Origin of the sequence: Actinoplanes regularis (assembly GCF_900188005.1) — a bacterium.
Taxonomy (GTDB): Bacteria; Actinomycetota; Actinomycetes; order Mycobacteriales; family Micromonosporaceae; genus Actinoplanes; species Actinoplanes regularis.
In genome coordinates this window covers 848,800-864,153 of sequence record NZ_FZNR01000001.1, presented here as the reverse complement: position 1 = coordinate 864,153, position 15,354 = coordinate 848,800, and the positions used below count along the sequence as shown (strand labels likewise).

Below are 15,354 nucleotides of genomic sequence, written 5' to 3'. Positions count from 1 at the left end.
CCCGCAGGGCGGCGCGTCGCTTCCCCCTCGCTCTCCTCCTCCCGCCCCGACCTTTCCGACGTGCGCTTCAACCCCGAACGCATTGCGCCCCCGATGTCGAGGCGCCGAAACCGCAAGCACCGCGTGGTCCAGCCGTATCCCACTCGCGTTGCGCCCGCCGATGTCGAGAGGCCCGAAAACGACTAGCGAAGCGTGGTTGTTTTCGGGCCTCTCGACATCGGCCGCTAAGGGCGCAATGCCTGCGAGCCGAAGGCGACGCCGGTCAGCACAGCTTGCGAGCCGAAGGCGGCGCCGGTAGACAGAGTTCATGCGCGCCGCCTATGCCTCCTCGCTTCAGCCCGACACGCCGCTGAGCGCGTTGACCGTGGGCGACCTGCCCTTCTCTGTGCCCGAGGGCTGGGTGCCGATCGACGTCCGGGCCAGCTCCCTCAACCAGCACGACATCTGGTCGCTGCGGGGTGTCGGCCTGCCCGCCGACCGCCTCCCGATGATCCTCGGCTGTGACGCCGCCGGTGTGACCCCGGACGGCGCGCCGGTCCTGGTCTACCCGGTGGTCGAGGACAAAGCCGACCCGCGTGGTTACTCGCTCTTCTCCGAGCGCTATCCCGGCACGCTCGCCGAGCGGATCGCCGTCCCCCGGGAGAACCTGCTCCCGATCCCCGACGGAGTCTCCTTCGCCGAGGCGGCCTGCCTGCCCACGGCCTGGCTCACCGCGTACCACATGCTCGTGACCCGCGGTCGTGCCGCGGAGGCCGGCGCGGTCCTGGTCCAGGGCGCCGGGGGCGGCGTCGCCACCGCCGCGATCGCACTGGCGGTCGCGCTCGGCAAGCGGGTCTACGCAACCAGCCGTGAGCAGTGGAAACGTGACCGGGTCGCGGAGCTGGGCGCGATCCCGGCCGAGCCCGGCGCGCGTCTTCCGGAGCGTGTCGAGGTGGTGATCGAGTCCGTCGGCGAGCCGACCTTCGAGCACTCGATGAAGTGCGCCGCTCCCGGGGCCCGCATCGTCGTCTGTGGCGCGACCGGCGGCCACCTGGCCCGGGTCGATCTGCGCCGGGTCTTCGCCATGCAGTTGGAGATCCTCGGCAGCAGCATGGGCACCCCCGCCGAACTGGCCGAACTGCTCCAGATGTGCGCCACCGCCCAGATCCACCCCGTGATCGATTCCCGGTACCCGTTCGACTCGGTCGCCGACGCCTTCGCCCGGCTCTCCTCCGGCGACGTCTTCGGCAAGGTCGTCATCGAACACTGACCGCACCGTCATCGAGCGCCGACCAAGCCCGGCCGGGCGCCGGGCACCCCGGCACCGGCCGGGTGACCTGATCGATGGGTCGGACACGCTGTCCGTCGGGTGCCGGTCATCTTGGCGAAAGGGTGCGCGGCTTGGTTAGGGTCGGGCCCATGCCTGACAACAGCGTCGACCCGAGCGGCAACACCGAGGCGTTCCGGGCCTTCACCCGGACCCCCGATGACGCGGCACGGTCCAAGATGCCCTACCTCATCGGCGGTGTGGCCGCAGTGGTCCTCATCGCCCTGATCGCCTGGCTCGTCCTGTAACACTTCGCGGACCGGTTCCGGCCCGGCTCCGCTCAGCGCGTGCCGGATGCCGAGCGGGTACAGGGAAGCCGCCGGGCCGCCCGGCCGCGGGGACCTAGGCCGGCAACGAGAGCGCCTTACGGGCCTCGTCGGCGATCTCCAGCTCCTCCTCGGTGGGTACGACGCATACCGCGACCGGTGCGCCGTCGGCCGAGATGATCAGGTCGTTGCGCTGGTTGCGTGCCTCGTCCACGGTGATGCCGAGGGGTTCGAGCCCGGCCAGCGCGGCCGCGCGCACATGCGCCGAGTTCTCCCCGACGCCCGCGGTGAAGGTGATCGCGTCCACCCGGCCCAGCAGCGCCAGGTACGACCCGACGTACTCCCGGAGCCGCCGGGTGTAGATCGCGAAAGCGAGCTCCGCGTCCGGGTCACCGGCCGTGAGCCGCTGTTCCACCTCACGCATGTCGTTCGCGCCGGTCAGGCCGGCCATACCGCCGCGCCGGGTCAGCGACTCCTCGATCTCGTCCACCGACAGCCCGGCCACCCGGTGCAGGTGGAACACCAGGCTCGGGTCGATGTCGCCCGATCGGGTCCCCATCACCAGGCCGCTGAGCGGGGTCATCCCCATCGAGGTGGCCTCGCAGCGGCCGCCGCGCACCGCAGCGGCACTGGCACCGTTGCCCAGGTGCAGGGTGATCACATTTGTCTCGGCGACCGGCGTGCCGAGGAGCCGGGCGGTCTCCCGGGAGACGTACGCGTGGGAGGTCCCGTGAAATCCGTATCGCCGCAGCCCCCACCGCTGGGTGAGCTCCCGATCGACGGCCCAGAGCACCCCCTCCGGCGGGATCGTCGCGTGGAAGGCCGTGTCGAAGACCGCCACCTGGGGCACGTCCGGCAGCAGCTTGCGGGTCGCCCGGATGCCGGTCAGCGCGCCGGGGTTGTGCAGCGGCGCCAGCGGGATCAGCTCCTCGATGGCGGCCACCACCTCGTCGGTGATCACAGTGGCCTCGGTGAACCGCTCGCCGCCGTGCACCACCCGATGTCCGACCGCGGCCAGCCCGCTGAGGTCAAGCCGGTCCATCAGGTTCTGCAACGCCTCGCGATGGTCGGCGGCGTCGCCACCCTCCTCGCCGATCTGCTGGATCAGGCCCTTGGCGTGCACCTCGGTGCCGTCGAACAGCCTGTACCGCACTGACGAGGAGCCGCAGTTGAGCACCAGTACCCGGGTCATTTCGCCCCCGCCTGGATCGCCGTGATGGCCACGGTGTTGATGATGTCCTTGACCGTCGCGCCGCGGGACAGGTCGTTGACCGGGCGGCGCAGGCCCTGCATGACCGGGCCGACCGCGACCGCGTTCGCCGAGCGCTGCACAGCCTTGTAGGTGTTGTTGCCGGTATTCAGGTCGGGGAAGACGAACACCGTCGCCTGACCGGCCACCGTGCTGCCGGGCAGCTTCGCGGCGGCCACGGCGGGGTCGACCGCCGCGTCGTACTGGATCGGGCCCTCCACCGGCAGGTCCGGACGGCGTTCCCGGACCAGGGCGGTGGCGGCGGCGACCTTCTCCACGTCGGCACCGGCGCCGGACTTGCCGGTCGAGTAGGAGAGCATCGCGACCCGCGGCTCGATACCGAACGCGGCAGCGGTCGTCGCCGAGGAGAGCGCGATGTCGGCGAGCTGTGCGGCGTCCGGGTCGGGGTTGACCGCGCAGTCGCCGTAGACCAGCACCCGGTCGGCCAGGAGCATGAAGAACACGCTGGAGGCGACGGACAGCTCGGGCACCGTCTTGATGATCTCGAAGGCCGGCCGGATGGTGGCGGCCGTCGTATGGACCGAGCCGGAGACCATGCCGTCAGCGTAACCGGCGGAGACCATCATGGTGCCGAAGTAGTTGACGTCCCGAACCACGTCGTACGCCAGGTCGAGCGTGACCGCCCGCCCCTTGCGCAGTTCGGCGTAGCGCTCGGCGAAGTCGTCCCGCCAGGGGCTGGTGGACGGATCGACCAGCCGGGCGTCGCCGATCTCCACGCCCAGCTCCCGGGCCCGTCGGCTGATCTCGGCCGGGTCGCCGAGCAGGGTCAGGTCGGCCACCCCGCGCCGCAGCAGGGTCTCGGCGGCGCGCAGGATCCGATCCTCGGTCCCCTCCGGCAGCACCAGGTGGCGGCGATCGGCGCGGGCCCGGTCGATCAGGTCGTTCTCGAACATCAGCGGGGTGACCCGGGCGGAGCGGGCCACGTCGAGCACCTTGGAGAGCGCCACGGTGTCCACGTGCGTCTCGAACACCCCGAGCGCGGTCTGCACCTTGCGGGGCGTGCTGAGCTGCGCCTGGACCCGGCCGGAGTGGGCGATGGTGTGGAAGCTGTCGGCCTTGGTGACCAGCATCGCGAGGCCGGTGTTGAGCCGCTCGATGACCCGCACCACCCGCGGGTCCGGCGGCTCGCCGAGGGTGAGCACCAGCCCGGCCAGGGCGACCGTGCCGGCCGCGTGCGCGGCGCTCGCTGCGACCAGCAGGTCGGACCGGTCGCCCGGGGTGATCAGCAGTGCCCCGTCGGTCAGATGCTCCAGAACGGTGGGCACGTGCGCGGCGCCGACGAGGTAGTCGAGCACGTCCCGCTCGAGGGCGCCGGGTGGACCGTAGAGGACCGTCGCCCCCAGGGCGTCGGCGACCTCGCCGACCGTCGGGGCCGCGATCGCCGCGACCTCGGGGATCGCCCAGAAGGGGACCGGAAGGCTCGGCTCCGGGCCGCCGAGGGCGGTCGGCGGCACCCGGTTGGCGATCACCGCGGCCACCGTCGCACCGAGGTCGGTGAGGGAGTGGTACGCACTGCCCACCGCCGCCGCGAGCGAGCTCTCGTTGCGGCCGGCACCGCTGACCACCGGCACCACCACGCTGCCGAACTCGGTCGACAGCCGGGCGTTGAAGGCCAGCTCGCGAGGCAGGGGCAGCTCGTCGTGGGTCTCGGCGTCACGATCGGCGAAATCGCCACCGATGACCACGACCGAGGAGCTCTGCCGCTCGACGGCGCGGTAACGCTCGACGATCCGGCCGATCAGCTCCTCCCGCCGGCCCTCCGCGATCAGCGCCGTCGCCTCGGAGAGGGTGACCCCGAACGACTCCGCGGGGGACACCGGACCGGGATAACGCTCGCGGAGGGTGGTCAGAAGCGGGTCACGGTCGGCGGCCGGGACCAACGGCCGGAACACCGAGACTCCGGCGACCTGCCGGGACAGCAGCTCCACGATCCCGAGGGCGACCACGCCCTTACCGACAGCCGGGCCCAAGCCTGCTACATAGACACTGCGCGCCACACCCACAACCTACCGACACGAGGTGACGGCCGCCGGGTCAAACGTCCCGGCTGTGGAAGACCGCAGGTCCTACTCTTCGTCCTCGTCGTCGCGGGCCAGCCAGGTGGCCAGGCGCTCGATCGGCGTCTCGAACTCCGGGTTCAGGTCGACGAAGGTGCGCAGCTGCTCGCCGAGCCACTCCAGCGTCACGGTCTCCTGACCACGCCGCTCGACCAGCTCCTCGATGCCCCGATCGGTGAAGTACATGCACGGATAGTAAGAGGGGGCGCTCCGCGATCGCGGAGCGCCCCCTTTCCTCAGGAGATCACGGGCGCGGCAGCGACGCCTCGATCAGGGCCTGCTGCTCGGCCTCGTGCATCTTGGCCGAGCCGACCGCCGGAGCGGCCGCCGCGGGGCGGGAGATCCGGCGCAGCCGCACGCCCTCCAGGTGCTCCAGCAGGTTGAGCGCGACGAACGACCAGGCACCCTGGTTGGCCGGCTCCTCCTGGACCCAGGCGAAGTCCTCGGCGTTCGGGTACAGCGCCAGGATCGCCTTGAGCTCCTCGACGGGCAGCGGGTAGATCTGCTCCATCCGGATGATCGCGGTGTCGGTGTTACCGCGGTCGGCCCTGGCCTGCAGCAGGTCGTAGTAGACCTTGCCGGAGCAGAGCAGCACCCGCTTCACCGAACCGGCGTCCAGCGGCTGACCGTTGATCCCGGCGTCGCCGAGGACCGGCTGGAAGGTGCCCTGGGTGAAGTCGGCCACCGTGGAGACCGCGAGCTTGTGCCGCAGCAGCGACTTCGGCGAGAACACCACCAGCGGCTTGCGCTTGGTGGAGAGCGCCTGGCGACGCAGCAGGTGGAAGTAGTTCGCCGGGGTGGTCGGGTTCGCCACCCGCATGTTGTCCTGGGCGCAGAGCTGGAGGAACCGCTCCGGACGGCCGGACGAGTGGTCCGGGCCCTGGCCCTCCATGCCGTGCGGCAGCAGCAGCACCAGCGACGACTGCTGGCCCCACTTCACCTCGCCGGAGGAGAGGAACTCGTCGACGATCGACTGGGCGCCGTTGACGAAGTCGCCGAACTGGGCCTCCCAGAGGACCAGCGCGTCCGGGTTCTCCACCGAGTAGCCGTACTCGAAGCCCATCGCGGCGTACTCGGAGAGCAGCGAGTCGTGCACGAAGAACCGGGCGTTGCCGGTGGCCAGCGTGCTGACCGGCAGGAAGTCCTTGCCGGTCTTCGAGTCCACGATCGCGGCGTGCCGCGAGGTGAACGTGCCACGCCGCGAGTCCTGTCCGGCGAGCCGGACGGTGACGCCCTGGGCGAGCAGCGAGCCGAACGCGATCAGCTCGCCGAAGCCCCAGTCGATGCCGCCGTCGGTGGACATCTTGGCGCGCCGGTCGAGCAGCTGCTGGACCCGCTTGTGCGGGGTGAAGCCCTCGGGCAGCTCGATGTGCGCCTGGCCGACCGCCCGCACCGTGTCGGCGTCGACCTTGGTCTCGGCCTCGGGCTCCGGCGCTTCCGCGATGATGTGCGGCCGCGGCGGGTTCTTGACCGAGTCTCGGGTGGCCTTGAAGACCTCCTCCAGCCGGGACTGGTAGTCGCGCAGCTGCTCCTCGGCGTCCTGCACGGTGATGTCGCCGCGGCCGATCAGCTCCTCGGTGTAGAGCTTCCGCACGCTGCGCTTGGTGTCGATGATCTGGTACATCCGGGGGTTGGTCATCGACGGGTCGTCGCCCTCGTTGTGACCGCGGCGGCGGTAGCAGATCATGTCGATCACGACGTCCTTGTTGAACGTCTGCCTGTACTCGAAGGCCAGCTTGGCGACCCGCACCACGGCCTCGGGGTCGTCCCCGTTGACGTGGAAGATCGGGGCCTCGACCATCCGTGCGACGTCGGTGGAGTACATCGAGGAGCGGCTGTACTCCGGCGCGGTGGTGAAGCCGACCTGGTTGTTCACGATCACGTGGACCGTGCCACCGGTGCGGTAACCGCGCAGCTGGGAGAGGTTCAGCGTCTCGGCGACCACGCCCTGGCCGGCGAACGCGGCGTCGCCGTGCACCAGCACCGGGAGCACCGTGTAGCCGTGCAGGCCCAGGTCCAGGCGGTCCTGCTTGGCCCGGACGATGCCCTCCAGAACCGGGTCGACGGCCTCCAGGTGCGACGGGTTGGCGACGACGCTGACCTGAGTGGAGTGCGAGCCGTCCGGCGTCGTGTACTTGCCGGTCTGGCCGAGGTGGTACTTGACGTCACCGGAGCCGTGCGCCGACTTCGGGTCCATCCAGCCTTCGAACTCGTTGAACAGCTTCTCGTACGGCTTGCCGACGATGTTGGTGAGCACGTTCAGCCGGCCGCGGTGGGCCATGCCGATCACCATCTCGTCCAGCCCCGCCTCGGCGGAGGACTGGAGCACCGCGTCCAGCAGCGGGATCAGCGACTCGCCGCCCTCCAGCGAGAACCGCTTCTGCCCCACGTACTTCGTCTGCAGGAACGTCTCGAACGCCTCGGCCCGGTTGAGCCGCAGCAGGATGTGCTTCTGCTCGTCGGTGTCCGGCTTCGCGTACTTGACCTCGATGCGCTCCTGGACCCAGCGGCGCTCCTCCGGGTCCTGGATGTGCATGTACTCGATGCCGATGCGCCGGCAGTAGCTGTCCCGCAGCACGCCGAGCACGTCGCGCAGCTTCATCTTCTCCTTGCCGGCGAAGCCGCCGACCGGGAAGGTGCGGTCCAGGTCCCACAGGGTCAGGCCGTGCTGGAGCACGTCCAGGTCGGGGTGCTTGCGGATGGTGTACTCGAGCGGGTCGGTGTCGGCCATCAGGTGACCGCGCACCCGGTACGCGTGGATCAGCTCGATCACCCGCGCGGCCTTGTCGATCTGGCCCTCGGAGGTCCGGGCCACGTCCCGCACCCAGCGGACCGGCTCGTACGGAATCCGCAGCGAGGTGAAGATGTCGTCGTAGAAGTCGTGCCCGCCGAGCAGCAGCTCGTGCATCACCTTGAGGAACTCGCCGGACTGCGCGCCCTGGATGACCCGGTGGTCGTAGGTGCTGGTCAGCGTGGTGACCTTGCTTACGCCGTGCTCGGTGAGCATCTCGTCGCTCATGCCGGAGTAGGGCGCCGGGTACTCCATCGCGCCGACGCCGATGATCGCGCTCTGCCCGTTCATCAGGCGCGGGATGGAGTGCACCGTGCCGATGCCGCCCGGGTTCGTCAGCGAGATCGTCGTACCGGTGTAGTCGTCCATGGTCAGCTCGTTGCGGCGGGCGCGCCGGACGACGTCCTCGTACGCCTGCCAGAACTGCCGGAAGTCCATCTGCCCGCAGTTCTTGATGGAGGGCACGACCAGGGTGCGCGACCCGTCCTTCTTGGCCAGGTCGATCGCGATGCCGAGATTGATCTGCTCCGGCTCGACCAGGGTGGGCTTGCCGTTGATCTCGGAGTAGCTGTAGTTCATCTCCGGGTGCGCGACGACCGCCCGGATCAGCGCCCAGCCGATCAGGTGGGTGAAGCTGACCTTGCCGCCCCGCCCGCGGGAGAGGTGGTTGTTGATGACGATGCGGTTGTCGACCATCAGCTTCGCCGGGACCGCCCGCACCGAGGTGGCGGTGGGAACCTGCAGCGAGGCTTCCATGTTCTGGACGATCTTGCCGGCGACGCCGCGCAGGACCGTGGTCTTGGCGCCCGCCGGGGCGACGCCGTCCGCCGCCTTGGGTGCGGCCTTCTCCGCCGGGGCCTGGGCGGGCGCCGGCTTCGCCGCGGGTGTGGGCGGGGTCACCGGCTTGGCCGGTGCCACGGTCGCCGCCGCGGGCGCGTCGGTGCCGGCCTTGGCGGCGGACTTGGTCGCGTTGGCCGCGGTCGCCTCGTCGGGCGTCGCGATCGAACCCGAGGCCATCGCCGGTTTGTAATCCGCGAAGAAATCGTGCCAAGCAGGGTCGACGCTGGTCGGATCGGCCAGGTACCGCTGATACATCTCGTCGACGATCCACTCGTTGGGACCGAAGTCCGCGAGCGGATTGTCCTGCGAAGTCTGCTGCGTCGACACTGCCGCGTTCGCCTCTTTCACCGTGTTTGTCATCACGTGACTACCTCGTCACGCGGGACGGGCTCGAATCCGGTACCAGGCTACGCCGTGCGCGAGCGCTGTCCGTTCGGACGTCCGGTCTGTGACCTACCACCACCCGCGGACTCTGCTCGCACACCGCGTGGACCTCAGGTGGTGCTGATCCAGGTGGCACGGGCCACGGCCAGCCGTCGCCCGTCCGGCCCGTAGGCCGCGGAGTCCACCAGAGCCTTGCGTCCGGCCAGTTCCGCCACCTCGCCGGTGATGACGCATCTCACGCCCGGCTCGGGGAGAGCGTCGACGGCCACCGCGATCCGGCCCAGGACGTACGGGCGGTCCTCCTTGATCGCGGTCCATCCGCCCGGGCAGTCCAGCGCCGCCCAGAGCAGCGGCAGGCTCACCTCGTCCGGAACCGTCCAGGGCGCCGCGGTCCGGCCGTCCGGCAGCGGGCCCGGGAAGATCCGCAGTCCGTCGCCCTCGGCCCGCTCCGGCCCGCAGACGAAACAGGTGGGGAAGGGGTGGTGGGTGAAGCCGGGATAGTCCCGCGCGGCGGCGACCGCGGTCTCCCAGGAGACCGGATCGGTCCCGGGGCCGGGGCCGGTGGCCTCGGCGACCTCGGCGACCAGGGCGCCGTCGGCGTACACCGAATCGCCGCGGACCTGGAGCTCCGTCTCCAGCGGTGGCGGCAGCCGGAGGGTGACCTGACGGGCCGCGCCGCCGGGCGCCGCGCCGGTGGCGGCGGCGAAGACCCCCGCGCACCAGCCACCGTTGCCGGAGCCGGGCGGGCCGTTGAAACGTGCCGGGATACGCATCTCCCGACCATCGCACAAGCCGTTCATCAATCGGTCACACATCGCCACCTGCCGCGACACTCCATCGGCAATTGTCAGCCTTACACAGATCACATGGCAGTTCTGATGACAGCCGCCGCACCCACCGGGACCAGCGGCTACACGCTTCTCATCGCGGACGACGCGGCTCAGGTGAAGGCCGCACAGCGACTGCGCCACGATGTCTTCGCCGGCGAGCTCGGGGCGACCCTCACGACCGCCGTCGAGGGGATCGACGTGGACGAGTTCGATGAGTTCTGCGACCACCTCATCGTTCGCGACGACGCGACCGGTGACGTGGTCGGCACCTACCGGATGCTTCCGCCGGGCGCCGCCGAGCGGGCCGGTCGCCGGTACGGCGACGCCGAGTTCGATCTGAGCGCCCTGCGCCCGCTGCGTGATCAGCTGGTGGAGATCGGCCGCTCCTGCGTGCACCCGGACCACCGGTCCGGCGCCGTGGTCAACCTGATGTGGGCCGGCATCGCCCGCTACCTGCACCTGAACAACCTGCGCTGGCTCGGCGGATGCGCCTCGGTGCCGCTCGCCGACGGCGGGGTCGTCGCGGCCGGTGTCCGCGAGCGGATCAACAACAGGCACCTGGCCCCGCCGGCGCTGCGGGCCCACCCGCACCGCCCGTGGACGCCGCCGGCGGACCTGGTGGCCGACCCCAAGGTGACGGTCCCCGCGCTGCTCAAGGGCTACCTGCGGCTGGGCAGCTGGGTCTGCGGCGAGCCGGCCTTCGACCCGGACTTCGACTGCGCCGACTTCTACGTCCTGTTCTCCCTGGACCGTCTGGACCCGCGGTACCGGCGGCACTTCCTGGGCTCGGAGCGATGAACACGCTCTGGCATCCGGGCTCGGTCTGCGACGACCGGTGCCGGCCGGGCGGCGGGCCGCACGTCGCGGCCGGGCGAGCCGGGCTGCGGCTGGCCGGGTTGTTCACCGTGCTGCTCCTGGGGCTGCTGCCGGTGGCGCTGCTGCGCGGGGCCGCCGCCCGGACCCTGTGCCGTGCGTTGCTCGCGGTCCTCGGGGTGCGGCTGGTCCTGCGTGGCCCGGCGCCGCGCCCGGGCAGCCTGCTGGTCGCCAACCACGTCTCCTGGATGGACATCCTGGCGCTGGTCGCGGTCTCGCCGGTGCGGCTGGTGGCCAAGCACGACGTGCGTGCCTGGCCGGCGGTGGGCGTCACGGCCCGGCGCAGCGGCACGATCTTCATCGACCGGAGCAGGCCGCGGGACCTGCCGGTGACGGTCGGCGAGGTGGCCGGCGCGCTGCGGGCGGGCCGGTCGGTCGCGGCCTTCCCGGAGGGCACGACGTTCTGCGGCGCCGAACACGGGCGGTTCCGTCCCGCGCTGTTCCAGGCGGCGATCGACGCCGGCGCCCCGGTGGTGCCGACCTCGATCATGTACGACAGCGCCGAGGCCGCGTTCATCGGCGACGACACGCTGCTCGCATCGCTGGTGCGGGTGGCCCGGGTCCGCCGGTTGACGTTGACGGTGATCACGGCACCGGCCCTGCGGCCGGCTCCGGGGGCGGACCGGCGGGCACTGGCCCGGGCGGCCGAGCGCAGCATGGGCGGTCACGGCTACCGGCTGGCCGCGTGACCTGACGTACTCCTCACAGATAATTTTCAGCAAGCGCGCAGCAGAGGCGCAGGGGCCGGGGAAAGAATGGCCGCATGGCCGTTCAGACCCAGCCCAAGCAGAGTGAGGCCAAGTTGCTCGTCGTCGAGGACGACGCGAACATCCTGGAATTGCTCTCCGCCAGCCTGCGCTTCGCCGGGTTCGACGTCACCACCGCGACCAGTGGCAGCGCCGCGGTCAGCGCGGCCCGCAGCGCGGCGCCCGACCTGGTCGTGCTCGACGTGATGCTCCCCGACCTCGACGGTTTCGAGGTGATCCGGTTGATGCGCGAGGGCGGCCAGCGCACCCCGGTGGTCTTCCTGACCGCCCGCGACGGCACCGAGGACAAGATCCGTGGGCTCACTCTGGGCGGCGACGACTACGTCACCAAGCCGTTCAGCCTGGAGGAGCTCACCGCCCGGATCCGGGCCGTCCTGCGCCGCACCACAGCCGGCGAGGAGCAGCCGTCCCGGCTGGTCTTCGCCGATCTGGAGCTCGACGAGGAGACCCATGAGGTCTACCGGGCGGGCACCCGGGTGCAGCTCTCGCCGACCGAGTTCAAGCTCCTGCGCTACCTGATGCTCAACGCCAACCGGGTGCTCTCCAAGGCGCAGATCCTCGACCACGTGTGGAAGTACGACTTCCGCGGTGACGACAACATCGTCGAGTCGTACATCTCCTACCTGCGGCGGAAGGTCGACAACGTGCAGCCGCGCCTGATCCACACCCTTCGCGGGGTGGGCTACGTGCTGCGCAAGCCAGCCGTCTAGGTCGCCGGATGACCCTCACCGAGCGGGCACGCGCCACGTTCCCGCCGCAGGCCAGCCTGCGCAGAGTCTCGCTCCGCACCAAGCTGGTCGCCTCGGTGCTGATCCTGGTGTTCGCCGCGCTGACGCTGATCAGCTCGGCCAGCACGATCGCATTGCACACGTACATGGTCGATCGGATGGATGCCCAGCTGAAGAGGGTTGCCGAGGACCTGCCGCTGCTGAGCCTGTACGACTATGTATATATGCCGACCGATTGGATGGTCGCCTACACATCCGTCAGTGGCACCGGCCGGATCGCGAAACCGGACAGAGTCTCGGAAAACGACCTTCCGGTGCTGGCCGCCGGCATCGAAGCGGTCGAGGCGCACACCGGCAAGCCATATACGGCCCGCTCGCGGAACGGGAAGGTCATGTGGCGCATCCTGGTCGAGCGGGACGACGGTGGCAGCGTCGTTCACGTCGCCCAAGCCATGACCGGCGTGGACGACGTGATCGCCCGGCTGGTCTGGGTGGACATCCTGGTCGGTGCCGGCGTGCTGCTGGCGCTGGCGATCGTCGGCGCGGCCCTGGTCCGGCAGAGCCTGATCCCGCTGTTGCAGATCGAGCGGACCGCCGGGCGGATCGCCGCGGGAGATTACAGCCAGCGGGTCCCCGACCCGGAGGTGGACGGCGGCGAGCCGACCACCGAGCTGGGCCAGCTCTCGACGGCGCTGAACGTGATGCTGGCGCAGATCGAGATGGCCTTCCACGCCCGGGCCGCGTCCGAGCAGCGGGCCATGGAGGCGGCCGAGGCCGCTCAGCTCTCCGAGGGCCGCGCGGTGCGGTCCGAGGAGAAGATGCGGCAGTTCGTCGCAGACGCCTCACACGAGCTGCGTACGCCGCTGACCACCATCCGTGGCTTCGCGGAGCTGTTCCGCCAGGGCGCGGTCTCCGAACCCGAGGCGGTGGCCCGGCTGGTCCGGCGGATCGAGGACGAGGCGGCCCGGATGGGCCTGCTCGTCGAGGACCTGCTGCTGCTCGCCCGGCTGGACCGGGAACGGCCGTTCAACTTCGCGCCGGTGGAGCTGCCGGTTCTCGCCGTGGACGCGGTGCAGGCCGCCCAGGCGGTCGCGCCGGACCGCGTCATCGAGCTGGACGTGCGCGACGATCATGAGCGGTTGGTGGCGTACGGGGACGATGCCCGGCTGCGCCAGGTGATCGGCAACCTGATGACGAACGCACTGGTGCACACCCCGTCGGGCGCCACCGTGACGCTGCGGCTCTACGCCGAGGGGGAGGACCGCGCGGTGGTCGAGGTGGCCGACACCGGCCCGGGCCTCACCGAGGAGCAGCGGGCGCGGGTCTTCGAGCGTTTCTATCGCGTGGACGGCGCGCGGACCCGCGACACCACCCGGGCGGACACCGGGACGGGCCTCGGACTGGCCATTGTGGCGGCTATCGTGCGATCGCACAACGGCACCGTCGACGTGCTCGGGGAATCCGGCCAGGGAGCTACGTTCCGGGTCACGCTGCCGACCATAAATGTGTATAAAGGGTTCACAGAAAACATCCAGGACTAGCACAGTTCGGTACGAGTCGCACAGGGCAGAGTTAGGAACATGAACGAGAACGAGACCAACCCGCGGCCCGCGGACGCCGGCGCTGAGCACAGCAGCACGGAGCGGGTGGAGTCTGAGCAGCCGACTGCGACGCAGCCGCCGGCCGCCTCGCAATACGCCGCTCACCAGTCCGCGGCTCCCACCTCAGAGGGCACGCACCCCACGCAACCGCTGCACCCCGCGCAGCCCACCGTCCCGCAGCTGCTGAATCCCTGGAACCAGCCCGCTGCCCACCAGCCCGCTGCCCACCAGCCCGCCGCCCCGCAGCCGCCGCAGTCGCCGTGGCAGCAGGCGCCGGTCTCCGCGGCCCCCGGCTCCGGCCAGCCCTACAGCACCGGTTACCAGCCCTACGGGCAGCAGCCCGGCTACGGGCAGCAGCCCGGCTACCACCCCGGCACCTGGCAGCAGCCGGGCGCGACCCAGCCCGAGGGCGCCGTCCCGGCCTGGGCCCAGTCCGGCGGAAACGAGCCGCCTGGCAAAGGTCGCGGCCGCAAGTTCGTCCTGGTCGGAGCGGCGGTAGTGCTGCTCTCACTGCTGTCGGGCGGGGTCGGCGCCGCTACCGCGCTGGCGCTGCACGACGATTCGACCCCGGCCTCGGTCAAGTCCGGCAACACGACGGTCAGCCGGACCGTGGACCGCTCGTCGCTGGCCCAGATCGCCGCGGCGGTGCAGGACAGCGTCGTCTCCATCACCACGCAGACCGGCGAGGGCTCCGGGGTGGTGCTCACCGCCGACGGCTACATCGTGACCAACAACCACGTGGTCGCGAACGCCACCGGAAGCACCGTGAACATCATCTTCGCGGACGGCAAGAAGGCCAGCGCGACGATCGTCGGCACCGACCCGCGGACCGACCTGGCCGTGGTCAAGGCGAGCGGGGTGTCCGGGCTGAAGGCCGCGACCTTCGGTGACAGCTCGCAGATGCAGGTCGGCGACACCGTGCTGGCGCTCGGCAGTCCGCTCGGCCTGGAGGGCTCGGTCACCGCCGGCATCATCAGCGCCAAGGACCGCAGCATCGAGTCCAGCAGCGAGGACGAGCGGCAGGGGCAGGGCGCGGACCCGTTCGGCCAGTCGCAGCAGCAACAGGCGGCCCCGACCACGATGACCGGCCTGCTGCAGACCGACGCCCCGATCAACCCGGGTAACTCGGGCGGTGCGCTGGTCAACGTCAACGGCGAGGTGATCGGCATCAACTCGGCGATCGCCACCTCCGGCTCCGGCTCCGGCAACATCGGCCTGGGCTTCGCCATCCCGAGCAACAAGGTGAAGACCGTCGCCGACGCCCTGATGTCCGGCAAGAAGGTCAGCCACCCGGCGCTCGGCGTCAGTGTCACCACCGCGGAGAACGGGGGCGCCCTGGTCAGCCAGGTCACCGCCGGCAGTGCCGCGGCCAAGGCCGGCCTGCAGCAGGGTGACGTGATCACCAAGGTCGACGGCAAGGACATCAGCGAGTCCGACGACCTGGTGGCGGCGGTCCAGGCGGCCGCCGTCGGGCAGAAGATGGACATCACCTTCACCCGGAACGGGAGCGAGAAGCAGGCCAGCGTCACGCTCCAGGAATCGAAGTAAGACCTCAGCTCCTTTCGCTACGGCGGGTGACGTGACCAGGGGTGGGCACGTCACCCGCCGTATTCCTATCTATGCCGTGATTCGGGACTTTCG

General features: G+C 70.6%; 12 protein-coding genes. 7 read left to right on the top strand and 5 right to left on the bottom strand.

Annotated elements, in window-relative coordinates:
* Positions 1–307: 307 nt before the first annotated feature.
* The gene (locus tag CHC09_RS03650; RefSeq protein WP_089291481.1) at positions 308–1,249 is read left to right on the top strand and encodes a zinc-binding dehydrogenase; all 942 of its coding nucleotides are present in this window, start codon (positions 308–310) and stop codon (positions 1,247–1,249) included.
* Between the two features lie 149 nt (positions 1,250–1,398).
* Positions 1,399–1,554: a hypothetical protein gene (locus CHC09_RS46100; RefSeq protein WP_179276927.1), complete on the top strand. Its 156-nt coding sequence runs from the start codon at positions 1,399–1,401 to the stop codon at positions 1,552–1,554.
* Between the two features lie 94 nt (positions 1,555–1,648).
* On the opposite strand, the gene CHC09_RS03645 is transcribed toward CHC09_RS46100, so the two are convergent.
* The 5 genes from CHC09_RS03645 to CHC09_RS03625 all read right to left on the bottom strand — a co-directional run bounded on the left by CHC09_RS03645 (position 1,649) and on the right by CHC09_RS03625 (position 9,687).
* Positions 1,649–2,764 carry an acetate/propionate family kinase gene (locus tag CHC09_RS03645; protein ID WP_089291480.1) on the bottom strand — a complete coding sequence of 372 codons (1,116 nt, stop codon included), beginning with the start codon at positions 2,762–2,764 and terminating at the stop codon, positions 1,649–1,651.
* Positions 2,761–4,839, bottom strand: a complete 2,079-nt coding sequence (pta, locus tag CHC09_RS03640) for a phosphate acetyltransferase (RefSeq protein WP_089291832.1) — start codon at positions 4,837–4,839, stop codon at positions 2,761–2,763. Before pta ends, CHC09_RS03645 begins: the two co-directional genes overlap by 4 nt.
* A gap of 69 nt (positions 4,840–4,908) precedes the next feature.
* On the bottom strand, positions 4,909–5,085 hold the full coding sequence (locus CHC09_RS46095) for a DUF6104 family protein (protein WP_089291479.1): 177 nt from the start codon (positions 5,083–5,085) through the stop codon (positions 4,909–4,911).
* Positions 5,086–5,143: 58 nt separating this feature from the next.
* A complete protein-coding gene (locus CHC09_RS03630; RefSeq protein WP_089291478.1) occupies positions 5,144–8,857 on the bottom strand; it encodes a multifunctional oxoglutarate decarboxylase/oxoglutarate dehydrogenase thiamine pyrophosphate-binding subunit/dihydrolipoyllysine-residue succinyltransferase subunit in 3,714 nt (1,237 codons plus the stop codon).
* Between the two features lie 167 nt (positions 8,858–9,024).
* Positions 9,025–9,687, bottom strand: coding sequence for a hypothetical protein (locus CHC09_RS03625; RefSeq protein WP_089291477.1), 663 nt, complete (start codon positions 9,685–9,687; stop codon positions 9,025–9,027).
* 93 nt (positions 9,688–9,780) lie between these two features.
* Here CHC09_RS03625 and CHC09_RS03620 point away from each other — a divergent pair, with 93 nt between their 5' ends.
* From CHC09_RS03620 to CHC09_RS03600, 5 genes are all read left to right on the top strand, one after another.
* Positions 9,781–10,542 carry a GNAT family N-acetyltransferase gene (locus CHC09_RS03620; RefSeq protein ID WP_089291476.1) on the top strand — a complete coding sequence of 254 codons (762 nt, stop codon included), beginning with the start codon at positions 9,781–9,783 and terminating at the stop codon, positions 10,540–10,542.
* Positions 10,539–11,306 (top strand): lysophospholipid acyltransferase family protein, encoded by a 768-nt coding sequence (locus CHC09_RS03615; protein WP_089291475.1) that lies wholly within the window; start codon positions 10,539–10,541, stop codon positions 11,304–11,306. The genes CHC09_RS03620 and CHC09_RS03615 overlap by 4 nt, the downstream gene beginning before the upstream one ends.
* A 74-nt stretch (positions 11,307–11,380) precedes the next feature.
* Positions 11,381–12,094 (top strand): response regulator transcription factor, encoded by a 714-nt coding sequence (locus CHC09_RS03610; RefSeq protein ID WP_089291474.1) that lies wholly within the window; start codon positions 11,381–11,383, stop codon positions 12,092–12,094.
* An 8-nt stretch (positions 12,095–12,102) separates the two neighbouring features.
* Positions 12,103–13,653, top strand: coding sequence for a sensor histidine kinase (locus CHC09_RS03605; RefSeq protein ID WP_089291473.1), 1,551 nt, complete (start codon positions 12,103–12,105; stop codon positions 13,651–13,653).
* A gap of 39 nt (positions 13,654–13,692) precedes the next feature.
* The gene (locus CHC09_RS03600) at positions 13,693–15,261 is read left to right on the top strand and encodes a S1C family serine protease (protein ID WP_089291472.1); all 1,569 of its coding nucleotides are present in this window, start codon (positions 13,693–13,695) and stop codon (positions 15,259–15,261) included.
* The last annotated feature ends 93 nt before the right edge of the window (positions 15,262–15,354 follow it).